Here is a 22496-nt window from a genome sequence, read left to right on the forward strand (position 1 = left end):
GGGGACGGCCGGGACGGCGGCGATGCGGTACCAGGTGATCGTCTACGAACACGTACAGTGCAGTCAGAAGGGTGTCGATGTCGGCAGTCACGAGCAGACAACGACACCCTTCCCTGTGTCGATACGCTAAGTCCCCCACCAGGCCAGATTTAGGACTCAATCATCTAGTGGTTCGCCCGGCAAGGGATCGACTCGGGCAGCGATGCCGACGGTGCTCCGGCACGTCCCGGTAGACATCGGGATCGGTCGAAGACCGAGCATCGGAATTGGTCAGCATCTGCTAGCGTCGGTCGCCGGGTGGCCTTGGGGGGGGGCAATGACCGGGTTCTATGTCGATCCGACCGGCCTGAATGGTCTGTACAACCTGCTTTGGCGGGCCTCCGGAGACGCGCGTGACGCCTTGGACTACACCAGGCGGAACTGCGACCTGAACCTGGTTGAGGTCGGCTTGCTCATGAACATGGTCGGGCCGCACCGGCAGGCGTACCAGCAGGTGACGAACGGCCTTCAGGAGTTCGTCAACCTCACCCAGGGCGCCGCCACCCAGGTCAACCTGGCCCAGCGGATGTACGCGACGTCTGACGCGGCGGCGACTGCCCGCCTTGACCAGACCTATCCGGGCGCCAAGGACCCGGGCGGCCTCGGCGGAGCGCTCGCCGAGCGGCGGCCTGATCTCTGGCCCAGCGCGCCGCGTTCGCTCTTCTCCGACGTTGCCGAGCCTGGCCAGCAGCTCGGGGCCCCGAACTATGCCTCCGGCATAGAGGAGTTCCAGATCAATCTCTTGTCCGATCTGGTCAGCCCGTCCGCATGGGCGCGGCAGGTCAGCACCTGGCTGTTCGGCGTCGATCCCTTCGAGGGGTGGGGCAAGCTCGTGGCCGGAGACTGGGAGTCGTACACGTACTGCGGCGCGGCCTGGCGCGCGGTCGGCGACGCGATGTTGGACGTCAGCCGGAACCTGACCACAGGTGCGGCCGACGTGTCGGAGGTGTGGCGGGGCAACGCGGCAGAGGCCGAGCAGGAGTTCCAGCTTGTTCTTGGTGGTGCGGCGATGACGGCCCACGGCGTGTTGGACAGGTATGCGGATCTCTACGCACAGGTGTCGGAAGCCGCGAAGAACCTTTTCGCCGCGTTGACGAATCTGCTGGGCAAGTTGCTCGACGCACTCATTATGGTCTGCGTCGCGGGTGCCGTCGGTACGGCCACGATCAAGACTGGCATCGGCGCGGTCGCGGGCTATGGAGCGGCGGCCTATTACGCGTGGCAGGCATATGATCTCTACAAGGAGATCTCGACGGTCTACGGCAACGCCGAGGTGACCTTCAAGAGCCTCGGAGCGTTGATCAGCGCGGTCGATGCCCGACTGGGCCTGGGCTCCCTTCCCCAAGTCAAGCCCTATCACCATCCTGCTCTGGACTAGGAGTGGTCTTGCCCGACGACATCTCGCAGCAGCCGTTGGCTCGTGCTCTCCTGGCCAAGCTGGCCCAGATGAGAGATGAGGACCACCCCCTTGGCGGACTCGCAAAATCCGTCCTGAGCGGGGAGCTCGGCCTCAGAGAGGCTGGCAGCCAGTCCTGGCACGGACAGGGCCTGGGTGAGGCGTTCGCCCAATACGCCGCCGACCGTCAGTGGCTTTCTACTGACCAACTCGCCGACGTCGAGCAGCAGGCTGGCCAGCTGCGTGCGGCCGGTGACGACCTGACAGTGGAACCGGACGACGTCGTTGATGTGGACGAGACTCGTTCGGGGCCCGAGAACGAGGCCCGATGAACCCACGGCACCGCTGGCAGATTGCGCTCCCGTTGATCTCAATATGCGTCATCGTGTTCGCGGCGGCAGTCCTTGGTATGACCTTCTGGCATCTGGAGAGCCTCGCCGGGCGCGTGTTACGGATCGCGATGCTCCTCGTCGCCACGGCCACGCTTGCCGTCGCTGTCTCCGTCGGAGTCCGGCCGGCCAGCGACGTGCCCTGGCCGCGTATCGGCGTGGTGGTCGCGGGACTCGGACTCACCTGTGGCCTCTCCGCGATCCATTTCGAGGTTGCCTGACCGACGAGGACGGAAGCTGACACCTCGGACGTGCGAGGTTCCGTGACGAGAGACCGACCATCGACCACAGACTGACTCGTGACGTACCCGAGCCATCGGGGAGGGGCGCCGTTGGGGACGACCGGGCCGCAGAGCGGCAGGGTTCGTTCGCGTAGTGGTTTGGCCCTTCGAATGATCGGTGAAGCGCTGCTGGCGCTCTCCCTCGTCGGGGCGCTGGTCGGGTTCCTCCTGCTTGCCGTGCGCTGGCCGATAGGCGGCGACCTACAGACGCCGATTTCCATCGTCATTTGGGCCGGCCGAGGGATCTGTGTCGCTGCGGCGTTCATGGTGCTCGGCCAGATCCTGAGCCGCAAAAGATAGTGACGGCGTGAGCCTCGGACTGGCAAAGCTTCCCGAGCGGAGCAGCACCGGCGATTTTTGCTCAAGCTTGCCGCCAGCGTCGCCGGGCGCCGGCTGCACGTCGAGGGTTGCGTACCTGCACGGGCCGTTCGGGTCCGGGAGGTCGCACTTCCTGACGTTGCTGCACGCACTGCTGCGCGGCGAGCTGGCGCCAGCCGTTCACCGAGAAGCTGATGGCCGAGTTCGAAACGGCCCAGAAGCTGTACGACGTCAAGCTGCGGATTTGCGGGCCTCCGATCGGGTACCGCGAACGCCGCGACCACCAGACCGAGGGCCGTCACCACCGCGACGACGAGTTGCAGTCCGTTGGCGTCGGGGGCAAGTGCCCGTTCGGGCGGTGTCAGATTGATCGACAGGTGTGCACACTGCTCGACGTGAAGGCGTTCGTGGGGGTGACCGACCCGGACTGGTACCGCTTCCTCGCCGCGCGGCCTGCCCTGAACGAGGTCAACTTCTGGCGACCGTCGGGCGGCACATTCCGGGCCCTGACCCCGGGGGAGCCGTTCTTCTTCAAGACGCACTACCCACACAACCGGGTGGTCGGCGGCGGCTTCTTCAGCGGGTTCGTCCAGTTGCCGATCTCGGAGGCGTGGAATTTGTTCGGCGAGGCGAACGGCGTGTCGAGTCTCGATGAGATGCGCCGGAGTGTCGGGCGGTATCGCAGAGCGCCGATCGCCTTGGATGAGGACCCGGTCATCGGTTGCATCTTCGTCCGGGACACCCGGTTCTTTCCGGCCGACGCGTTGGCCGGCCCGCCACCGGACTTCGCCTCGAACATCGTGCAGGGCAAGGGCTACGACCTGGCCACACATCCTGCGGTCGACTACTTCCACCTGCTCGTCGAGCGGCTCGTCGACCGGCCGGTCGAGATCGACATGGCCGAGCCGTGGCATCGGCCCGGCCCGGTGTACGGCGACCCCCGCCTCGCGCCCCAGCGGCTCGGTCAGCAGTCGTTCAAGGCGGTGGTGTTGGGGGCGTACGACCGCCGCTGTGCCATCACCGGCAACCGGGTCCGGCCGGTGTTGCAGGCCGCCCACATTCGGCCGCTCAGCAAGGGTGGTGAGCACCGGCTCGACAATGGTCTGCTGCTCCGGTCGGACGTGCACATCATGTTCGACCAGGGCTATCTGAGCGTCGACCCGAAACACCGGCTGCTGGTCAGCCCGCGACTTCGCAGCGAGTTCGGCAACGGCGACCAGTTTTACGCCAAGGTGGGCACCGAGATCGCGCTTCCGGAGCGGCGGGCTGACCGACCGAGCCGCGAGTTCCTGGAGTGGCACGCCGAGACGGTGTTCAAAGCCGCGTGATCCAGCAGCATGGCGGACCCGCCCGGCGACGATAGCCACGACCAGACCAGGATCACCAACCCGTACAGCAGGTCACCCCGGACTGGTACGCCGTCCGACCCGGTAGTCGGACCAGGTGATCAGGCCCCGGTCTCCGGTGTCGGTGGTCAACGCCCCGGAGCGGAACGCCCGGCCCAGCCGACCCGGCACGGGCAGCCGGAGCAGCGGTCGCCGGACGCCTCGGGCGGTCAGCCACGCTCGGGCCAGGTCCGCGATACCCGGTACCTCGGGACCGGCGTACTCCTCGACGGTTCCGGCGCGATGAGGAGGGTCCAGTTCAGAACTCCTCTGTTCCCGGAATGCCCGAGGCGCAATCCGTTCCCGGTGCTGCCCGGGCTGACCGAAACGCCGCAGTCGTCCGACTGGGATCAGCGACCCCGCGTCGACACGGTGCAGCGGGTCACCCAGGTCCGGCGGACCGTCCGGCCAGGTAGTCGGACCAGGTGATGCGGCCCCGGTCTCCACGGTCGGTGGTCAGCGCCCCGGCGCGCAGCTCCCGACCGAACCGGCCCGGCACGGGCAGCCGGAGCAGCGGCCGCCGGACACCCCGGGCGGCCAGCCAGGCCCGGGCGACGTCCGCCAGACCCAGCACCTCCGGGCCGCCGTACTCCTCGATGGTCCGGGTTGCCGGGGCGGAGATCCGGCGTACCAGGTGGGCCGCGACGTCGTGGACGTCGACCGGTTGTCCGACGATCTTCGGGTCGACCGGCAGCACCGGGAACCGGGCGAGTCTGGTCAGCGCCTCGTCGATCAGGTCGTGGAACTGGGTGACCCGCAGGATCGTCCACGGCACCGGACCGGCCGCCACGATCGCCTCGGCGTCGAGTTTCAGCCGGTAGTACGACCACGGTACCCGGTCGATGCCGACGATCGAGACGTACACCAGGTGGCGTACCCCGGCGGGGCCGGCGGTGTCGACCAGCCGGCGGGTGCCGTCGACGTCGACCTGCCGGGTGTAGCCGCGCTGGTACGGCGCCGACGCGAGGTGGACCACGGTCTCGACCCCGTCCAGCGCGGCGGCCAGGCCCTCGCCGGTGGCGAGGTCGGCCCGGATCCGGTCGACGCCGTCGCCACCCTTCGGGGTACGGCTCATCGCCCGGGTCGGGTGGCCGTAGCCGGCCAGTGTCGGGGTGAGGACCCGGCCGAGGCGTCCGGTCGCGCCGGTGACCAGGACCGTCATCGCCGCCCTCCCCGGATTGTGCGCGCCGCTCCGTCGAGGGTGACCCGCCCGGCCGGTACGGCGGGGCGGTTTCGTGGACCTGTCCTTCGGATGGTGGTTGTTGCCATGCCCGGTGGACGGGACGCCGACCGTGGGTGTGACCGGCACCCGCCCCAAACTCTCCCTCGACGGTGATCATGGCGACACGCCGACACGACATCTTGGGTGTGACTTTTGGGGTGGCCCTATATATGGTGTCTCACGCAGCTGGTTCGGCCGCCGCTCCACGGCGGCCGAGGCAAGAGGGAACCCGGCGCGAATCCGGGACTGCCCCGCAGCGGTGAGTGGGAACGACCGCCGTCATCACGCACTGGGACGACGTCCGGCAACCGCCGGATGTGCCTGGGAAGCGACGGCCAGTAGGCGAACACGGGCGACCCCCGTGCCGGCCCGCGAGTCCGAAGACCTGCCAGCGCGCCGCGTACCCGTCGGTACGCGGCGGTCCGAGGCCGCGCGGGACGGCCGACGCCACTCGACGTACGCGATCGTGCGTACCCGTCGCGGTGTCGCCGTGTCCCCGCGCGCCTGCCGGACCATCCGGAGGCGAGCGCGCGAGGAGAAGATTGTGACGGTCACCGAGGTCCCGACGACCGGCCCGGAGACGGGAGACAGCGAGGCGTCCGCGTCCCGACGTCCGCAGATGCGGGTCCGTAAGCGTAACGGCGACACCGAGCCGGTGGACGTCAACAAGATCGTCCGGGCGGTGGAGCGGTGGGCGGACGACCTGACCGACGTCGACCCGCTGCGGGTGGCGACCCGGACCATCAGCGGCCTGTACGACGGCGCGACCACCGCCGAACTCGACCGGCTCTCCATCCAGACCGCCGCCGAGATGATCGGCGAGGAACCGCAGTACTCCCGGCTTGCCGCCCGGCTGCTCGCCGGCTACGTCGACAAGGAGGTCCGGGGCCAGGGGATCGCCTCGTTCAGCCAGGCGATCCGACTCGGGCACGAGCAGGGCCTGGTCGGTGACGAGACCGCCGAGTTCGTCCGGATCAACGCCCGCAAGCTCGACGACGCCGTCGACCCGGACGCCGACCGGCGCTTCGAGTACTTCGGACTGCGCACGGTCTACGACCGCTACCTGCTGCGCCACCCGACCAGCCGGCTCGTGGTGGAGACCCCGCAGTACTGGCTGCTCCGGGTCGCCTGCGGCCTGTCCCGTACCCCCGGTGAGGCGATCGGCTTCTACCGGCTGATGTCGTCGCTGGCGTACCTGCCCAGCTCGCCGACGCTGTTCAACTCCGGCACCCGGCACACCCAGATGTCCTCCTGCTACCTGGTCGACTCGCCGCGCGACGAGCTCGGCTCGATCTACGACAGGTACGCGCAGGTCGCGCACCTGTCGAAGTTCGCCGGCGGGATCGGCATCGCCTGGTCGCGGGTCCGGTCCCGAGGTGCGTTGATCCGGGGCACCAACGGGCAGTCGAACGGGATCGTGCCGTTCCTGCGTACCCTCGACGCGTCGGTGGCCGCGGTCAACCAGGGCGGTCGGCGCAAGGGCGCGGCCTGTGTCTACCTGGAGCCGTGGCACCCGGACATCGAGGACTTCCTCCAGCTGCGGGACAACACCGGCGAGGACGCCCGGCGTACCCACAACCTCAACCTGGCCAACTGGATCCCGGACGAGTTCATGCGCCGGGTCGAGGCCGACGGGGTGTGGTCGCTGTTCGACCCGGACGAGGTCCCGGAGCTGCCCGACCTGTGGGGTGACGAGTTCGACGCGGCCTACCGGGCGGCCGAGGAACAGGGCCGGTACGTCCGCCAGCTCCCGGCCCGGGAACTGTACGGCCGGATGATGCGGACCCTGGCCCAGACCGGCAACGGCTGGATGACCTTCAAGGACACCTCGAACCGGCTCTGCAACCAGACCGGGCGGCCCGGCAACGTGGTGCACCTGTCGAACCTCTGCACCGAGATCATCGAGGTCTCGAACGATTCCGAGACCGCGGTCTGCAACCTCGGCTCGATCAACCTGGCCGCGCACCTGGCCGGGAACGCCACCGATGGCGACGGGATCGACTGGGCGCGGCTGCGGGAGACGGTCCGGACCGCCGTGACGTTCCTCGACCGGGTGATCGACATCAACTACTACCCGAGCCCGCAGGCGGCGGCGAGCAACCCCCGCTGGCGACCGGTCGGGCTCGGCATGATGGGGCTGCAGGACGTCTTCTTCGCGCTCCGGATGCCGTTCGACTCGGCCGAGGCCCGGGAACTGTCGACCCGGATCGCCGAGGAGGTCTACCTGACCGCGCTGGAGACCTCGGCCGGGCTCGCCGAGGAGTTCGGCGCACACCCGGCGTACGCCGAGACCCGGGCCGCGGCCGGGCAGCTCCAGCCCGACCTGTGGGGGGTCACCGGCGTCCAGGCCGAGCGTTGGGCGGCGCTGCGGGACCGGGTCGCCGCACACGGGCTGCGCAACTCGCTGCTGGTGGCGATCGCCCCGACCGCGACCATCGCCTCGATCGCCGGCTGCTACGAGTGCATCGAGCCGCAGGTCTCCAACCTGTTCAAGCGGGAAACCCTCAGCGGCGAGTTCCTGCAGATCAACACCGCGCTGGTCCGGGAGCTGAAGGCGCGCGGGCTCTGGACCGAGGAGATCCGTACCGCGATCAAGCGGGCGGACGGCTCGGTGCAGGGGATCGAGGCGCTTCCGGCGGAACTGCGGGAGCTGTACCGGACTGCCTGGGAGCTGCCGCAGCGTTCGCTGATCGACCTGGCGGCGGCCCGGGCCCCGTACGTGGACCAGTCGCAGTCGCTGAACCTCTTCATGGCCTCCCCGGAGATCGGCCGGCTCAGCTCGATGTACCTGTACGCCTGGAAGTCCGGTCTGAAGACCACCTACTACCTGCGGTCCCGGCCGGCGACCCGGATCCAGCAGGCGACCGTCTCCCCGGTCCGGGCCGGAGTCCTCCGGGGACCGCTGGTCACCCTGCCAACCGGGGGCGCGGGTACGGGCGACGCCGTCGACGCGGCCCTGGCCTGCTCACTGGAGAACCCGGAGGCCTGCGAGGCCTGCCAGTGAGCGGCCACCCGACGACGTACCCGACCACGACCGCCGAAAGCGAGAACTGAGACCATGCTGCTCGACCCGGGTCTGGACCTGACCCTGCGCCCGATGCGCTACCCGCACTTCTTCGACCGGTACCGCGACGCGATCAAGAACACCTGGACCGTCGAGGAGGTCGACCTGCACAGCGACCTCGCCGACCTGGAGCGGCTCACCCCGGCCGAACGGCACCTGGTCAGCCGGCTGGTCGCGTTCTTCGCCACCGGGGACACGATCGTCGCGAACAACCTGGTGCTCAACCTCTACCAGCACGTCAACTCGCCGGAGGGCCGGCTCTACCTGTCCCGCCAGCTCTTCGAGGAGGCGGTGCACGTCCAGTTCTACCTCAACCTGCTCGACACGTACGTGCCGGACGAGACGGAACGGTTCGCGGCGTTCGCGGCGATCGACAACATCCCGTCGATCCGGCGCAAGGCCGAGTTCTGCTTTCGCTGGATCGACTCGATCTTCGAGCTGCGCAAGCTGGAGACCCGGGAGGACCGGCGGGCGTTCCTGCTCAACCTGATCTGCTTCGCCGCCTGCATCGAAGGGCTGTTCTTCTACGGCGCCTTCGCGTACGTCTACTTCCTGCGGTCCCGGGGGCTGCTGCACGGGCTCGCCTCCGGCACCAACTGGGTGTTCCGCGACGAGTCGATGCACATGGCGTTCGCCTTCGACGTGGTCGACACGGTCCGCCAGGAGGAGCCGGAACTCTTCGACGCCGAGCTGGCGGAGCAGGTACGGCAGATGCTCGCCGAGGCGGTCGAGTGCGAGGTGCAGTTCGCCGAGGACCTGCTCGGCCAGGGGGTGCCCGGGCTCTCCCTGCCGGACATGCGGGAGTACCTGCAGCACGTCGCGGACCGCCGGCTGGCCCAGCTGGACATCGCGCCGCTGTACGGATCGGGCAACCCGTTCGCCTTCATGGAGTTGCAGGACGTCCAGGAACTGTCGAACTTCTTCGAGCGGCGGGTGTCGGCGTACCAGGTCGGGGTGACCGGGACGGTTCGGTTCGACGACGACTTCTGACCCGGATGCCGCGCGGCGGGCGACCGGTTCCGGACGCCCACCGCGCGGTTGTCGTGCCGGGCGGACTCAGCCCTTCACTGCTCCGGTCAGCCCGCCGACGATCCGACGCTGGAACAGGCTGAAGAACAGCAGTGCCGGAAGCATCGACAGGGAGGTGAACGCCAGCACCTTGGCCGTGTCGACCGAGTACTGCGACGCGAAGGCCTGCACGCCGAGGGGCAGCGTGAAGGTCTCCTCCCGGTTGAGGATGAACAGCGGCAACAGGTAGCTGTTCCAACTGTTGATGAAGGTCAGGATGGCCACGGTGACCACCCCCGGCAGGGACAGCGGCAGCACCATCCGCCAGAAGAAGCCGAGCCGGCCGCAGCCGTCGATCGACGCCGCCTCCTGGATCTCGTCCGGGATGGCCCGGACGAACGGCACCAGGATGATGATCGTCATCGGGATGGCGAACCCGATCTGCGGCAGGATCACCCCGGGCAGCGTGTTCATCAGCCCGAGCGTCCTGACCAGGATGTAGAGCGGGGTGATCGCCACGGTGAGCGGGAACATCAGGCCGGCGGCGAAGAGCGAGTACATCGCTCCCCGGCCCCGGAACCGGTAGCGGGCGAGGATGTAACTCGTCATGAGGCCGAGCGTGATCACACCCGCGGTGGTGACCACGGCGACGATGGTGGAGTTGAGCACCTGACGCCAGAACACCTCACCGGTCAGCACGTCGAGGTAGTTGCCGGTCTGCCACGGACTCGGCCAGCCCGCCGGGTCGTTGGTGATCTGCGAGTTCGTCCGGAAGCCGCCGAGGATGATGTAGACGACCGGGGCCAGCATCGCCCCGATCAGCAGCACCGCGACCAGATACACGGCCGGGTCGCCCCGGCCCGTCTTCCGGCGCGCCCGGATCGGCCCGCGCGCGGCTACGGCGGTCGCGGCCATCAGTTCCTCCCTCCGGTGATCGCGCCCTCGGTGTCACGGCGCAGGACGAACCGCTGGTAGACCAGCGCCACGACGAGCGAGACGGCGAACAGCACCACGGCCACCGCGTTGCCGTACCCGTACTCGCCGGCCATCCGGCCGTTGGCCACCATGTACGTGGCCATCGTCGACGTGCCCGCCGTCGAGGCGATGTACTGGCCCCAGATGATGTAGACGAGGTCGAACAGTTGCAGGGCGCCGATCATCGACAGGAAGGCCCAGATCCGGATCGTCGGCCCGAGCAGGGGCAGGGTGATCCGGCGCTGGATCTGCCAGTAGGACGCCCCGTCGATCGCCGCCGCCTCGGTCAGCTCCTCCGGGATGCCCTGCAGGCCGGCGAGGAAGAGGATCACGGCGAAGCCGATGTACTTCCAGGTGAGGATGCCCATCAGCGTCCAGATGGCCTTGTCCGGGTCGGAGAGCCAGTCGCTGCTCAGCCAACCCATCCCCAGATCCTCGAGCAGCGCGTTGACGGCGCCGTTGCCCTGGAGCAGCAGGCTCCAGCCGGTACCGACGACCACCTCGGAGATCACGTACGGGACGAAGACGAGGACCCGGATGAGGGTCTGGCCCCGCATCTTCCGGTTCAGCAGCAGGGCGAGCAGGAGCGCGGCCGGCCCCTGCAGTACCAGCGACAGCACGACGATCGCCGCGTTGTGCTGCAGGGCGTCGACGAACGTGCCGTCCTGGAAGATCAGCACGTAGTTGCGCAGGCCGACGAACTCGGTGGGTGGGCCGTACCCCTGCCAGCTGAAGAAGCCGTAGTAGGCGGCCATGGCGACGGGAAGGATGACGAAGGACAGGAAGACGAGCAGTGTCGGCCCCGTCATCAGCGCGATTTCCAGCCGGGCGGGCCAGCCGATGCCCTTGCGGCGACGGCGCCGGGTCGGGGGCGGCACGACAGGCGTGCCACCCCCGACCGTCGTCATCTCCGCCGACCGGTCCTGCGCGAGCTGCACGCTCTCGCGGTCTGTGTCGAACATGAGGTGGTTATCTCACCGACCGCTGGGCGGCGGTCTTGACCGCGCTGACGATGTCCTCGGGGGTGCCCTTACCGGCCAGCAGGTTCACCACGGCGGTGTTGAGGGCGTTGCCGACGTTCTGCCCGTAGACCGTGTCGAGCCACTGCGAGACGTACGGGGCCTTGCTGTAGGCCGCGAGTACGGACTTCAGGTGCGGCTCGGTCACCGCGGCCTGCGCCTCGCTGTTCACCGGCGGCGCCTGGAACGCCGTGTAGTACGCCTGCTGCACGGGCGTCTGCACCATGAAGTTGAGGAAGGCGGTGCACTCCGCCTTCGGGGCCTTCGCGGAGCAGGAGTACCCGTCGACGCCGCCGAGGATCGCCCCGGGCTCACCCGCGCCGCCCTCGATGCTGGGGAACGGGAACCAGTCCAGGTCGGGCAGCGGCTTCTGGTCCGGCGTCAACGAGCCGATGACGCCCGGGTTCCAGGCGCCCATGAGCTCCATCGCCGCCTTGTGGTTGGCGAGCAGACCGGCCGAACTGTTCGCGCCCTGCTGGGCCGAGGTCGTCAGGAAGCCGTTGTTGAACGGCTGCGTCGCGGCGAACTGCTGGACGTCCTGCCCGGCCTTCAACCAGCAGGGGTCGTCGAAGTTCATGGTCTTGGCCGTCTCGGTGAGCGTGGCCGTGCTGCACTCGCGCAGCGCGAAGAAGTAGTAGTAGAAGGCGGCCGGCCAGGCGTCCTTGGCGCCGATGGCGATCGGCTGGGTGCCCGAGGCCTTCAGCTTGTCGACGGCGGTCTGGAGCTCGGCGAGCGTGGTCGGCGTCTGGGTGATGCCGGCCTTGGCGAACAGGTCCTTGCTGTAGAAGAAGCCGCCGGGCAGGACCGCCACCGGCATCGCGTAGACCTTGTCGTCGATCGTCTGCGCCTTGAACGACCCCTCCGAGACCACCTTCTTGGTCGCGTCGGTGATCCCGCCGGTGATGTCCATCAACTGGCCGGCCTTGACCATCGCGGCCATCTTGCCGCCGCCGCGCTGCAGGAACACGTCCGGGGCGTCCCCGGAGTTCAGCGCGGTCTGCAGCTTGCCGTCCAGGTCCTCGTTCTGGATCGACTGGATCTCGATCGTCACGTTCGGGTTGGCAGCCTGGAAGTCGGCGACGGTCTTCTCCCAGAACGCCTTGCCCGGACCCGTCGAGGCGTTGTGCCAGAAGCTCATCGTGACCTTGCCGCCACTACCGCCGTCACCCTCCGAATCCCCGGAACCACAGGCGGCCGTTCCCAGGACGCCCGTCGCCAGGACTACCGACAGAGTCAGTAGCTTTCCTGCCCTCATCAACCTGTCCTCTCTGCCGAATGTGCCCAGCTGAGCCTTCTGGGCGAACGGAGACGTCGGTCCCGGCTGTCCAGGGTGGACGCGAGGGCCGCCGTCCCCCCGTCGACAGGCGCCGTCCGGCGGAGGGGCTCGCAGCCACTCGCAGTCGCCTTCGTGCCCGCCGGACGTCACATCATCTGTCTATCGACGGGCAAAGACTCGCAGAGGGAACCGAAAAACTCAAGACACGTTTCGGAAACTTCCAGGGCCGGTACCAGCGAGGTGGGGGTGGCCCGAGCAGCACGGTTTGCCGGTGCGAGCCGGCGGCACCGTGGTGTCTTGTACCGGAGGAGTTCCGGAAGGTCCGCCGCTGGTGCCCGGAGTGCCGAGCCGGCTGCCGCCGTCGGCTTTCGGGGTGACGACCGCTCCCGTACGGCCCCGGGGGCCACGACCAGGGGCCGGCCGCCACCGGTAGGGTGCGGTCCGTGGAGGTCGGGCGGTCCGGGGACGCGGTGGCTCCCGGGAGCCGGGACGCCGGAGGTTCACCGTACGGAAAGCCGCCGCCCGACTGCCGGTCGTCTGCGCCGGGTTGGATTCCAGGTCGATCAGAGACCTGCTCCACCCCCACGTCAGGAGGCGATCGTGCCCCGTATCCTGCCCACACTCGGACTGGCCGGTGTGCTGCTGGCCGCGGCCGTGGCCGTACCGGTCAGTCAGGCCGAGGCCCGGGACGACGACGAGCGGACCCGTCCGGTGGCCGGTGACCGGCCGCTGGTGATCGCGCACCGCGGCGCCAGCGGCTACCGGCCGGAGCACACCCTGGAGGCCTACCGGCTGGCGATCCGGATGGGGGCCGACTTCATCGAGCCGGACCTGGTCCCCACCCGGGACGGAGTGCTGGTGGCCCGGCACGAGAACGAGATCTCCGGTACGACGGACGTCGCCGACCACCCGGAGTTCGCCGCCCGGCGCACCACGAAGAGCATCGACGGGACGGCGGTGACCGGCTGGTTCACCGAGGACTTCACCCTGGCGGAGCTGCGGACCCTGCGGGCGAAGGAACGGCTACCCGAGGTCCGGGTGACCAACACCGCGTTCGACGGCACGCTGCCGGTGCCGACCCTTCAGGAGGTCATCGACCTGGCCCGGAGCGAGAGCCGGCGGTTGGGCCGGACCATCGGGATCTACCCGGAGACCAAGCACCCGAGCTACTTCCGGTCGATCGGCCTGCCACTGGAGGAACCACTGGTCCGGGTGCTCGAGCAGAACAGGCTGACCGGCAAGAAGGACGGGGTGGTCATCCAGTCCTTCGAGACGGCGAACCTGCGTCGGCTGGCCCGGATGACCGACGTCCGGTTGGTCCAGTTGCTGGACGCCACCGGCCGGCCGTACGACTTCACCGTCGCCGGCGACCCGCGCAGTTACGTCGACCTGGTCAGGCCGGAGAATTTGCGGTGGATCGCCGGCTACGCCGACGGCATCGGTACGAACAAGAATCTGCTCGTGCCCCGGGACGCGGCCGGCCGGCTGCTCACCCCGACCTCCGTGGTCCGGGACGCCCACCGAGCGGGCCTGGTCGTGCACGCCTGGACCTTCCGGGCGGAGAACCAGTTCCTGCCGGTGGACTTCCGGACCGGTGCCGACCCGAACGCCCGGGGCGACATCATCGCCGAGTACGAACTCTTCTACGGGCTCGGTTTGGACGGGGTGTTCAGCGACCACCCGGACACCGCGGTGGCGGCCCGGGCCGGGCTGCGTTGAGCACGGCGCGGGCCGGTTTGGGCTGACGCCGTTTTCGTGGGGACGGCGGGTGCTGCCGGCCGGGTATCGGAACGGATGCCCGGCCGGCGGCACCCGGTTCGTGATATGAACGCTGGGTGACGGTGCATATCAGGATAAGACGGACCGTCTGTGGTGGCGGCTGAGCAGCGGGGCCACCTCGGTGACTCCCGCAGCGTTGGCCGGGCGACCTTCCTGGAGCTCTTCCTCGACCTGGTGTACGTCTTCGCGCTCACCCGGCTCTCCCAGCGCCTGACCGACGACTTCACCGTCAGCCGTCGGACCATGCTCTCCGAACTGGGTCAGACCAGTCTGGTCCTGCTCGCCCTCTGGCAGGTGTGGCTGTTCCACGCCTGGGCCACCAGCCGGTTCGACCCCCGACGGATCGAGATCCAACTGCTCACCGTGGCCACCATGTTCGGCGCCATGATCATGGCGGTGTCGCTGCCGCAGGCCTTCGGGGACCGTGGCGAGATCTTCGCGGTCACCTTCGTCGCGCTCCAGTTCGGCCGGTCGGCGTTCCTGGCGCTGGCGCTGCGCGGACACCACCGGCAGCCGTCGACCGTCCGGATCCTGTTCTGGGTGGCGCTCTCCTCGGCGTTCTGGATCGCCGGGGCGCTGACCGGCGGACTGGGCCGGGGCCTGTGCTGGACCGCCGGAGTCGTCCTGGACTTCGTCGGCGCCGCGCTGCGCTGGCCGACCCCCGGACTCGGCCGCTCCGACGCCCGCAGCTGGGGCGTCGGCAGCACCCACCTGGCCGAGCGGTACCAGCAGATCCTGCTGATCGCGGTCGGCGAGGCGATCCTGCTGATCGGGTTCGTGCTCAGCAACGTCGGCTTCGCCATCGAACGGACCACCACGTTCGTGGCGGCCTTCGTGGTCACCGTGCTCTTCTGGCGGATCTACTTCTACCAGGCGGGACGGCCGTTGGCCGACGCGCTGGCCCAGGCCACCGACCCGCTGCGGTTCAGCCGGGCCGCCGGCTACACACACCTGATGATGTTGTGCGGGATCCTCACCACCGTGGTCGGATACGCGCTGGTCATCGCCGACCCGTTCCAGCCCCGGGACTTCAGCTGGCTCGGGCTCATCCTCGGCGGTCCGGTCCTCTTCCTGCTCGGCCGGATCTGGTACGAACGTGAGGTGTTCGGCCGGGTCGCCCGCAGCCGCTGGTTCGGTCTGCTCGGCTACGCGCTGCTCACCCCGGTCGCGGTGGTCGTACCGCTGCTGGCGGTGCCGCTGCTCGCCACCGCCGTACTGGCCGGGGTGGTGGTCGCCGACGCGGTACGGGACCGGGGTCATCTGCTGATCGAGCCGAACCCGCCGCTGTGACACCGGTCGGCGTCCTCCGCACCCGGACGTTTAGCCCCCGACAGGTGGGTATCCGGCGGGCCGGGCACGAAGGGAGCGGAGCATGGCCGACGGCACGCCGGACTACTTCCGGCCCGAGGGCGGCTTCGTACTCACCACCCTGCTGATCGTCCGGGACGTCGACCGGTCCCGCGAGTACTACGAACGGGTGCTCGGTGCCGAATGTGTCCGCCTCCGCGACCCCTGTGTGCTGCGCTTCCACAACAGCTACCTGGTGCTCAACACCGAGGGCGGACCGACCGACGACAAACCGACCGTCCGGGCCCAGGCCCCGACCAGCTCCGACGTACTGAGCTGCGCGATGAACATCCGGGTCACCGACGTCCGGGCGGTGTACGAACAGTGGCGGGCCAGCGGCGGCGAGTTCCTCACCGAACCGAAGGACCACGGGCTGGAGATCCGCTGCTACCTGCGCGACCCGGACGGCTACCTGATCGAACTCGGCCAGGGCACCGGAATCCTGGCCGAGCAGGGCGAAGCCTGACCCCGACCGGTGCGCCGGGCCGGGACCGGGAACTCGAGCACCGTCCGAGATCATCGCAACCAGTCGCAGAAGAGGTGCTCCACCAACGCCCCGGCGACCGCGAACGCGTCGCGGCGACTCGCCCGGTAGACCTGGCGGCGGTTCAGCTCCCGGATGTCCGACCGGGTCCGGTGCTTGCGGGACCGGTCCAGCCAGCGGCTGAGCAGCGCCTCCACCGCCGCCGCCCGGCCCACCGTGGCAGCCACGGCCACCCCCAGCACACCCAGCGCCACCTGTGCCAACGTTGAGCCCGGAAACACCAGCAGCAGCGGCACGGCGACGATCAGCAGCGTCCAGCCCAGCCAGCTGGCGAGCACCAACCACACCGCCCACCAGTACGGGCGGCGTTCCCGCAGCCGGTCGAGTTCCCGGTGGTTCAGTTCGCCGACCACCATCGGACACCTCCTCGGGACGAGGCGTCGTCGATCGGGGCACCGTCGATCAGGACTGCCGGCCGCCGACACGTCGTGGAAGGGCGTCCATCACCGTACGATCGGCGGTCAAGCCCCGCCGGTCCCGGCGGGATCGGACCGGCCCGGCGCCGGAAGACCCGGACGCCCGACACTGCGCTGGAGGCGCGATGCTGCTGCCGGCACTCGACGGGAGACATCCGGACCGGGCCGACGCGGTCCGGATCGGGGACGAGACCGCCTCCTGGGCGCGGCTGCGGGACGCCGCCGAAGCGGTCGCGACCCGGATCACCGGCGCGCCGGCGGTCGCCGTGCACGCCACCCCCACCCTGGCGACCGTGGCCGGGGTGGTCGGCGGGCTGCTCGCCGGGGTGCCGGTGGTGCCGGTACCGGCCGACGCCGGTCCGGTCGAACTGCACCACATCCTGACCGACTCCCGCGCGGCGCTGCTGCTCGCCGACGACCCGCCGACGGTTCCGCTCCCGGTACCGGTCGAGCCGGTCGGCCGGGGGCGGCCACCGTCGGCCGGCCGGTTCACCGAACCTCCCGGTACGGCACCCGCGCTGCTGCTCTACACCAGCGGCACCACCGGGGCGCCCAAGGGCGTGCTGCTCAGCCGGGACGCGATCGGACACGACCTGGACGCGCTCGCCGAGGCGTGGGCCTGGTCCCCGGACGACGTACTGGTGCACGGACTGCCCCTCTACCACGTGCACGGGCTGGTGCTCGGGGTCCTCGGGGCGCTGCGGGTCGGCTGCCGGCTGGTGCACACCGTACGGCCGCAGCCGGACCGGTACGCCGCGGCCGGCGGGACGCTGCTGTTCGGCGTACCGACGGTCTGGTCGCGGATCGCGGCCGACCCGGCGTCCGCGCGGGCACTGAGCCCGGCGCGCCTGCTGGTCTCCGGTAGCGCGCCGCTGCCGGTCCCGGTCTTCGACCGGCTGCGTGAGCTGACCGGGCAGCGGCCGGTCGAGCGGTACGGCATGACCGAGACCCTGATCACGGTCAGCACCCGGGTCGACGGTGAGCGTCGGCCTGGACACGTCGGACTCCCGCTACGCGGGATCGCCACCCGGCTGGTAGACGACACCGGGGCCCCGCTGCCCGCCGACGGGGAGAGCGTCGGTGAGCTGCAGGTGACCGGCCCGACCCTGTTCAGCGGCTATCTGGGCCGGCCGGAGGCGACCGCCGCCTCGCACACCCCGGACGGCTGGTTCCGCACCGGCGACGTGGCGACCATCGGACCGGACGGGCAGCACCGGATCGTCGGCCGGGCCAGCACCGACCTGATCAAGAGCGGCGGCTACCGGATCGGCGCCGGCGAGGTGGAGAACATGCTGCTGAGCCACCCGGGGGTCCGGGAGGCGGCGGTGGTCGGCGCCCCGCACCCCGACCTCGGCCAGGAGATCGTCGCGTACGTCGTCGCCGACGGCGTCACCCCGCAGGCACTGATCGACTTCGTCGCCACCGGACTCTCCCGGCACAAGCGGCCCCGGCGGGTGCACCTGGTCGACGCGCTGCCCCGCAACCCGATGGGCAAGGTGCAGAAGCACACCCTGTTGTCCTGAGCGGTCGGCCGCCGACCGCCGGGTCGGCGACCAGGCCGGCCGTGAGGCCGCCGGCCGGTGACCGGGCCGGCCGACACCCGGCCCGGCGGGGTGATCCACTCGACGGGTCGGTCGGCTGCCCGGGTAGCGTGGTCGGCGGCACACCGGTGACCGGTGCCCGCCGGCCCACCGCACGGTGGTGCCATGGTGGCGGCGGAACCGTCGGAGCCAGACAGCGTCACAGCGGACCGGAGGAAGCGCGTGCAGACCCGCACTGATCTCGTCGAGGACCTCATGGGGCGCTTCCCGCACATTCCCCGTGAAGCGGTCATCAAGGAGGACCTGCTCCGGGGCGGGGTGGCGTTCGACGACTCGGCACTCACCGACAACGAGGGCGGCGAGGTCAAGCCGAAGTCGTACTTCATCTTCTCGTTCGACCACCGGACCCTGCCCGAGCTGGGTACGGCGGCGCTGCGGCGGCCCCCAGAGGAGATCGTCCTCACCGGCGGCCCGTACGAGCTGCGACGCACCGTCGTCTCGGTCCGGGTCAACCCGGACTCGCCGTACCGGGTCGCCGACACCGGCGACGGGGTGCTCCGGCTGCACCTGGACGGCCGGCCGATCGCCGACGTCGGGCTGCCGCCGATGCCGGAGTACTACCGGCACACCCTGACCAACGGCAAGTCGGTGATGGAGGTCGCCCCGACCATCCAGTGGGGCTACCTGATCTACCTGACCGTTTTCCGGGTCTGCCAGTACTTCGGCGCCAAGGATGAGTGCCAGTACTGCGACATCAACCACAACTGGCGCCAGCACAAGGCGGCCGGCCGGCCGTACACCGGGGTGAAGCCGGTGGACGAGGTGCTCGAGGCGATGGAGATCATCGACCGGTACGACACCACCGGCGCGTCGAAGGCGTACACCCTCACCGGCGGCAGTGTCACCTCCAAGGTCGACGGGCTCGGCGAGGCCGACTTCTACGGCCGGTACGCCAAGGCGATCGAGGAGCGGTTCCCGGGCCGGTGGATCGGCAAGGTCGTCGCCCAGGCCCTGCCCCGGGAGGACGTGCAGCGGTTCCACGACTACGGCATCCGGATCTACCACCCGAACTACGAGGTGTGGGACAAGCGCCTCTTCGAGCTCTACTGCCCCGGCAAGGAGCGGTACGTCGGCCGCGAGGAGTGGCACCGCCGGATCCTCGACTCCGCCGAGATCTTCGGGCCCCGCAACGTGATCCCGAACTTCGTCGCCGGGGTCGAGATGGCCGAGCCGTTCGGGTTCCGGACGGTGGACGAGGCGATCGAGTCGACCACCGAGGGACTGCAGTTCTTCATGTCCCGGGGGATCACGCCCCGGTTCACCACCTGGTGCCCGGAGCCGACCACGCCGCTCGGCCGGACCAACCCGCAGGGCGCCCCGCTGGAGTACCACATCCGGCTGCTGGAGGCGTACCGGGCGACGATGGAGGCGAACGGGCTGAGCAGCCCGCCCGGCTACGGGCCGCCCGGAGCCGGCAACGCGGTCTTCTCGGTCAGCTCCTTCATGGACACCCTGCCGGCCGCCGAGACCGTCGCGGCGGAGTGAGCATCCGGCCGCGGAGACCGTCGCGGCGGAGTGAGCATCCGGCCGCGCTGAGTCGACAGTGCGGCCGGCTTGTCCGACGGCGTTAGGATCTTGCGCGTGGCTGATGAGGTGCGTGCGGAACCGTCCGAATTGGTGAAACTCGCCGGCACCACCCTCGACGCGTCGATCGCGCTCGGCGACGGGTGGCGGGCGGCGCAACCGGCACTCTCGGTGCCGGAGGCGGCGTTCGGCGTCCTGTCCGCCGGGCAGGGCGTGCACCGGTCGCACGTCGCCGCCGCCGAGGACGGTGACACCGCGGTCAACCGCCTGGTCGCGGTCTACGAGGGGGACGTCGACCGGCTCTACCGGGTCGCCTTCGCGTACCAGCAGGCGGACCAGGCGGCCGCGGCGCGGGCCCGGCGCGCCGGCGGTCGGCCCGGCCAGGCGGTGATCTGAGATGGCCCTACCACCGGAACCGGGCGGCGCGGCACCCCGCCCCGCGATCAGCGTCGGCAACCTCTGGGACCTGCGCGCCGACCCCGGCGCGGTCACCGCGGCGGCGAACGCCTGGCGGGGATACGCCGGCAAGGCGCTGGCCGCCCGGGAGAGCGTCGACGACCAGGCCGCCAAGCTGCGCGGCGACGCCTGGAAGGGCGACACCTCCGACACCTACCACGCGCACCGGGTCAAGCTCGGCGACGACGTGGAGGAGACCGCCGACGCGGCCAAGGCCGTCGCCGGGGTGCTGGACGACGTGGCCGGGTGGCTCACCCGGGGCCAGTCGATGCTCAGCCAGCTGTTGACGGAGATCAGCGGCAAGGTCCCGACCACGGTCGGCGGTGACACCGTCACCTTCCAGCCGCGCGACGCCGACGACGAGAAGGCCGTACGGGCGGCGATCGGTGAGGCCCAGGAGGCCCACCGGCACTACAACGGCGAACTGTCCCGTTGCATCGGCGCACTGGAGAAGGCCCGGGCCGGGCTCACCTCGGTCAGTCGGTCCTGGACCACGGTGGTCGAGGGCTACAGCGACGGCTGGACGCTGCCGCCGGAGGCGAGCGCCGGCACCACGGTCATCCGGGTCGGCGACGACGTGGTGATCAACACCGGTACCGGGGACGACAAGGTCAGCATCACCGTCGACCCGAAGACCGGTGAACAGATCGTCACCATCAACGGCACCACCATGCGCTACCCGGCCGACGCGCACATCGTGATGCGGACCGGTGAGGGCAACGACGAGATCACCGTACCCAGCGGCACCCGGGTCGACCTGGCCCTGATCGGCGGCGAGGGCAACGACCGGATCCACGCCGGCGACGGCCGGGACGTCATCCTCGGCAACGACGGGCAGGACCGCATCGAGTCCGGGGCCGGCGACGACCGGGTCAGCGGCGGCGCCGCCCGGGACTACCTCGACGGCTACCGGGGCGACGACGTCCTCTCCGGCGGGCACGGCGACGACACCGTCTACGGGCTCTCCGGCACCGACCGGATCTCCGGCGGCGAGGGACGTGACTACCTGGAGGGTGGCACCGGGAACGACAACATCGACGGCGGCGCCGGCGACGACATGATCTCCGGCGGTCGGGACGCCGACGTGATCCGGGGAGGCGGCGGCGCCGACCGGGTCTACACCGGCCACGGCACCGACCGGGTCGACGGCGGCTCCGCCGGCGACACCGTCTACGGCCAGCGCGACGACCGCACCGAGGGCACCGAGAAGGTGGTCACCGTCGAGCTGAAGGACATCGGCAAGCACATCACCATCGAGGGCTCCGACGAGTTCAAGGAACGGGTCCAGGCCGACCTGGACATGCTCCGCGCCTCGCCCCGGGGACAGATGATGCTGGAGGCCCTCGACCAGGCGCACGAGAACACCAAGGCGCCGGCCGCCGACTGGCCGCTGCTCGGCGGCATCGCCTACCAGGGCGACACCTTCACCATCCGGGAGACCACCGACGAGAACGGGTACGCCAACCGCAACGACACCACGTTCGGCAAGACCTGGTCGCAGCACCCGACGATCGACTACAACCCCCGGTTCGACACGCTCTACGACGGACCGCCGGTGGTGGTGCTCTACCACGAGATGTCGCACGTCTACGACTACGAGTACAGCGGGCTCGACCGTACCGAGTACCAGGGGCCGGACAACCCCGGCGTACCGAACGGTGAGCGGGCCGCGGCCGGGTTGCCGATCGACCACGACAACAACCCGAACACGCCGAACATCATCGACCCGAACCAGCCGTTCGAATACACCGAGAACGGGCTCCGGGACGAGATGGGCGCGCCGGCCCGACCGAGGTACTGAGGTGAACCTTCCCGTACCACGGCGGCGGCTCGCCGCCGCGCTCGGCGCCGTCGCGGCCCTGCTGGGCGCCGCCGGCTGCGACCGGGGCACCGAACCGACCGCCCCGACGCTCGACGTCGGCCTGACCGTCACCACCGCGCGCGAGCCCGACCTGCTCCGGATCGACTACACGCTGGTCAACCGGAGCGGCGGCGAGCTCGTCGTCTTCTCCGGCGTCCCGGCCGAGGAGACCCACGACAGTCCGGTCGTCGACCCGAACGCCGTCTACGCGACCGCCCGGGACGACACCACCGTCGAGCTGGCCAAACGGGTCTTCGCCCCGCCGGAGGGGGTCGGGATGGCCGTCGACTTCGTCGTCCGGGGCGCGGTCCTGGCGCCCGGGGCGAGCCTCGGCGAGGCGCTCCGGATCCCGCTGCCACTGACCGCCCGACAGCCGTACGACAGCGCGGCCCGGCCGCCGGAGCGGGCCGACCGGGCCGTCTTCTGCGTCGGGGTCGCCCGCCGGGACGCGGTGCCGCCGATCCCGGCGGCCAGCGGCGACACCGACGAGCGAGCGAGTTATCCGCACCGGGCCAGCGTCGCCCGGGCACAGCAGCTCGTCTGCGCCGAACCGTTCCCACTGTGAATGTCGGTTCACAACGAATTCAGTGAACGAG

The 22496-nt window shown here is 70.0% G+C and carries 20 protein-coding genes and 1 riboswitch; of the genes, 15 read left to right on the forward strand and 5 right to left on the reverse strand.

Annotated features, from left to right (window positions below):
• Positions 1 to 316: 316 nt before the first annotated feature.
• The 5 genes from ABGB21_RS23890 to ABGB21_RS23910 all read left to right on the forward strand — a co-directional run bounded on the left by ABGB21_RS23890 (position 317) and on the right by ABGB21_RS23910 (position 3751).
• Complete coding sequence (locus ABGB21_RS23890) at positions 317 to 1417, forward strand: hypothetical protein (protein WP_347658626.1); 1101 nt, start codon at positions 317 to 319, stop codon at positions 1415 to 1417.
• An 8-nt stretch (positions 1418 to 1425) separates the two neighbouring features.
• Entirely contained in the window at positions 1426 to 1767 is a 342-nt protein-coding gene (locus ABGB21_RS23895) for a hypothetical protein (protein WP_347658627.1), read from the forward strand.
• Positions 1764 to 2045 (forward strand): hypothetical protein, encoded by a 282-nt coding sequence (locus tag ABGB21_RS23900; RefSeq protein ID WP_347658628.1) that lies wholly within the window; start codon positions 1764 to 1766, stop codon positions 2043 to 2045. Before ABGB21_RS23895 ends, ABGB21_RS23900 begins: the two co-directional genes overlap by 4 nt.
• Positions 2046 to 2216: 171 nt before the next feature.
• Positions 2217 to 2405 (forward strand): hypothetical protein, encoded by a 189-nt coding sequence (locus tag ABGB21_RS23905; protein ID WP_347658629.1) that lies wholly within the window; start codon positions 2217 to 2219, stop codon positions 2403 to 2405.
• A gap of 212 nt (positions 2406 to 2617) precedes the next feature.
• Positions 2618 to 3751: an HNH endonuclease gene (locus tag ABGB21_RS23910; RefSeq protein ID WP_347658630.1), complete on the forward strand. Its 1134-nt coding sequence runs from the start codon at positions 2618 to 2620 to the stop codon at positions 3749 to 3751.
• A 439-nt stretch (positions 3752 to 4190) separates the two neighbouring features.
• On the opposite strand, the gene ABGB21_RS23915 is transcribed toward ABGB21_RS23910, so the two are convergent.
• Positions 4191 to 4970, reverse strand: a complete 780-nt coding sequence (locus ABGB21_RS23915; protein WP_347679663.1) for an NAD(P)H-binding protein — start codon at positions 4968 to 4970, stop codon at positions 4191 to 4193.
• A 230-nt stretch (positions 4971 to 5200) separates the two neighbouring features.
• Positions 5201 to 5438: riboswitch (cobalamin riboswitch) on the forward strand.
• A 211-nt stretch (positions 5439 to 5649) separates the two neighbouring features.
• Here ABGB21_RS23915 and ABGB21_RS23920 point away from each other — a divergent pair.
• Together ABGB21_RS23920 and ABGB21_RS23925 are read left to right on the forward strand one after the other, a co-directional pair.
• Positions 5650 to 8034 (forward strand): ribonucleoside-diphosphate reductase subunit alpha, encoded by a 2385-nt coding sequence (locus ABGB21_RS23920; protein WP_347658633.1) that lies wholly within the window; start codon positions 5650 to 5652, stop codon positions 8032 to 8034.
• Positions 8035 to 8088: 54 nt separating this feature from the next.
• The gene (locus tag ABGB21_RS23925) at positions 8089 to 9084 is read left to right on the forward strand and encodes a ribonucleotide-diphosphate reductase subunit beta (protein ID WP_347658632.1); all 996 of its coding nucleotides are present in this window, start codon (positions 8089 to 8091) and stop codon (positions 9082 to 9084) included.
• 66 nt (positions 9085 to 9150) lie between these two features.
• On the opposite strand, the gene ABGB21_RS23930 is transcribed toward ABGB21_RS23925, so the two are convergent.
• Genes ABGB21_RS23930 through ABGB21_RS23940 form a run of 3 tightly spaced genes read right to left on the reverse strand, consistent with a single transcriptional unit; the run spans position 9151 to position 12234 of the window.
• Positions 9151 to 10017: a carbohydrate ABC transporter permease gene (locus ABGB21_RS23930; RefSeq protein ID WP_347657769.1), complete on the reverse strand. Its 867-nt coding sequence runs from the start codon at positions 10015 to 10017 to the stop codon at positions 9151 to 9153.
• Entirely contained in the window at positions 10017 to 11039 is a 1023-nt protein-coding gene (locus ABGB21_RS23935) for a sugar ABC transporter permease (RefSeq protein ID WP_347657768.1), read from the reverse strand. The genes ABGB21_RS23930 and ABGB21_RS23935 overlap by 1 nt, the downstream gene beginning before the upstream one ends.
• A 7-nt stretch (positions 11040 to 11046) precedes the next feature.
• A complete protein-coding gene (locus tag ABGB21_RS23940) occupies positions 11047 to 12234 on the reverse strand; it encodes an extracellular solute-binding protein (protein WP_347657767.1) in 1188 nt (395 codons plus the stop codon).
• A 738-nt stretch (positions 12235 to 12972) separates the two neighbouring features.
• Between ABGB21_RS23940 and ABGB21_RS23945 the strand changes: the two genes are divergently transcribed.
• The 3 genes from ABGB21_RS23945 (at position 12973) to ABGB21_RS23955 (ending at position 15964) form a co-directional block, all read left to right on the forward strand.
• Positions 12973 to 14091 carry a glycerophosphodiester phosphodiesterase gene (locus ABGB21_RS23945; RefSeq protein ID WP_347679665.1) on the forward strand — a complete coding sequence of 373 codons (1119 nt, stop codon included), beginning with the start codon at positions 12973 to 12975 and terminating at the stop codon, positions 14089 to 14091.
• 153 nt (positions 14092 to 14244) lie between these two features.
• Positions 14245 to 15441, forward strand: coding sequence for a low temperature requirement protein A (locus ABGB21_RS23950; RefSeq protein WP_347657765.1), 1197 nt, complete (start codon positions 14245 to 14247; stop codon positions 15439 to 15441).
• 82 nt (positions 15442 to 15523) lie between these two features.
• Positions 15524 to 15964, forward strand: a complete 441-nt coding sequence (locus ABGB21_RS23955; protein ID WP_347657764.1) for a VOC family protein — start codon at positions 15524 to 15526, stop codon at positions 15962 to 15964.
• 50 nt (positions 15965 to 16014) lie between these two features.
• Here the strand turns inward: ABGB21_RS23955 and ABGB21_RS23960 are convergent, their stop codons facing one another.
• A complete protein-coding gene (locus ABGB21_RS23960; RefSeq protein WP_347657763.1) occupies positions 16015 to 16398 on the reverse strand; it encodes a hypothetical protein in 384 nt (127 codons plus the stop codon).
• Positions 16399 to 16583: 185 nt separating this feature from the next.
• On the opposite strand from ABGB21_RS23960, the gene ABGB21_RS23965 reads away from it, so the two are divergent.
• From ABGB21_RS23965 to ABGB21_RS23985, 5 genes are all read left to right on the forward strand, one after another.
• Positions 16584 to 17981 (forward strand): acyl-CoA synthetase, encoded by a 1398-nt coding sequence (locus ABGB21_RS23965; protein WP_347657762.1) that lies wholly within the window; start codon positions 16584 to 16586, stop codon positions 17979 to 17981.
• A gap of 240 nt (positions 17982 to 18221) precedes the next feature.
• A complete protein-coding gene (locus tag ABGB21_RS23970; protein ID WP_347679667.1) occupies positions 18222 to 19544 on the forward strand; it encodes a radical SAM protein in 1323 nt (440 codons plus the stop codon).
• 96 nt (positions 19545 to 19640) lie between these two features.
• Positions 19641 to 19979: a hypothetical protein gene (locus ABGB21_RS23975; protein WP_347657760.1), complete on the forward strand. Its 339-nt coding sequence runs from the start codon at positions 19641 to 19643 to the stop codon at positions 19977 to 19979.
• Between the two features lies 1 nt (position 19980).
• On the forward strand, positions 19981 to 21840 hold the full coding sequence (locus tag ABGB21_RS23980; protein WP_347679669.1) for a M91 family zinc metallopeptidase: 1860 nt from the start codon (positions 19981 to 19983) through the stop codon (positions 21838 to 21840).
• 1 nt (position 21841) lies between these two features.
• The gene (locus ABGB21_RS23985) at positions 21842 to 22465 is read left to right on the forward strand and encodes a hypothetical protein (protein WP_347679671.1); all 624 of its coding nucleotides are present in this window, start codon (positions 21842 to 21844) and stop codon (positions 22463 to 22465) included.
• Positions 22466 to 22496 lie beyond the last annotated feature (31 nt).

It is taken from the genome of Plantactinospora sp. B24E8, from assembly GCF_039871735.1.
Classification (GTDB): Bacteria; Actinomycetota; Actinomycetes; order Mycobacteriales; family Micromonosporaceae; genus Plantactinospora.

Bases quoted from the DNA above. Each gene is read 5' to 3' on its own strand.
- ABGB21_RS23905 (WP_347658629.1), top strand. From the start codon at position 2,217: ATGATCGGTGAAGCGCTGCTGGCGCTCTCCCTCGTCGGGGCGCTGGTC.
- ABGB21_RS23965 (WP_347657762.1), top strand. From the start codon at position 16,584: ATGCTGCTGCCGGCACTCGACGGGAGACATCCGGACCGGGCCGACGCG.
- ABGB21_RS23930 (WP_347657769.1), bottom strand. From the start codon at position 10,017: ATGGCCGCGACCGCCGTAGCCGCGCGCGGGCCGATCCGGGCGCGCCGG.
- ABGB21_RS23915 (WP_347679663.1), bottom strand. From the start codon at position 4,970: ATGACGGTCCTGGTCACCGGCGCGACCGGACGCCTCGGCCGGGTCCTC.
- ABGB21_RS23940 (WP_347657767.1), bottom strand. From the start codon at position 12,234: ATGAGCTTCTGGCACAACGCCTCGACGGGTCCGGGCAAGGCGTTCTGG.
- ABGB21_RS23900 (WP_347658628.1), top strand. From the start codon at position 1,764: ATGAACCCACGGCACCGCTGGCAGATTGCGCTCCCGTTGATCTCAATA.
- ABGB21_RS23910 (WP_347658630.1), top strand. From the start codon at position 2,618: ATGGCCGAGTTCGAAACGGCCCAGAAGCTGTACGACGTCAAGCTGCGG.
- ABGB21_RS23890 (WP_347658626.1), top strand. From the start codon at position 317: ATGACCGGGTTCTATGTCGATCCGACCGGCCTGAATGGTCTGTACAAC.
- ABGB21_RS23980 (WP_347679669.1), top strand. From the start codon at position 19,981: ATGGCCCTACCACCGGAACCGGGCGGCGCGGCACCCCGCCCCGCGATC.
- ABGB21_RS23935 (WP_347657768.1), bottom strand. From the start codon at position 11,039: ATGTTCGACACAGACCGCGAGAGCGTGCAGCTCGCGCAGGACCGGTCG.
- ABGB21_RS23925 (WP_347658632.1), top strand. From the start codon at position 8,089: ATGCTGCTCGACCCGGGTCTGGACCTGACCCTGCGCCCGATGCGCTAC.
- ABGB21_RS23955 (WP_347657764.1), top strand. From the start codon at position 15,524: ATGGCCGACGGCACGCCGGACTACTTCCGGCCCGAGGGCGGCTTCGTA.
- ABGB21_RS23960 (WP_347657763.1), bottom strand. From the start codon at position 16,398: ATGGTGGTCGGCGAACTGAACCACCGGGAACTCGACCGGCTGCGGGAA.
- ABGB21_RS23920 (WP_347658633.1), top strand. From the start codon at position 5,650: ATGCGGGTCCGTAAGCGTAACGGCGACACCGAGCCGGTGGACGTCAAC.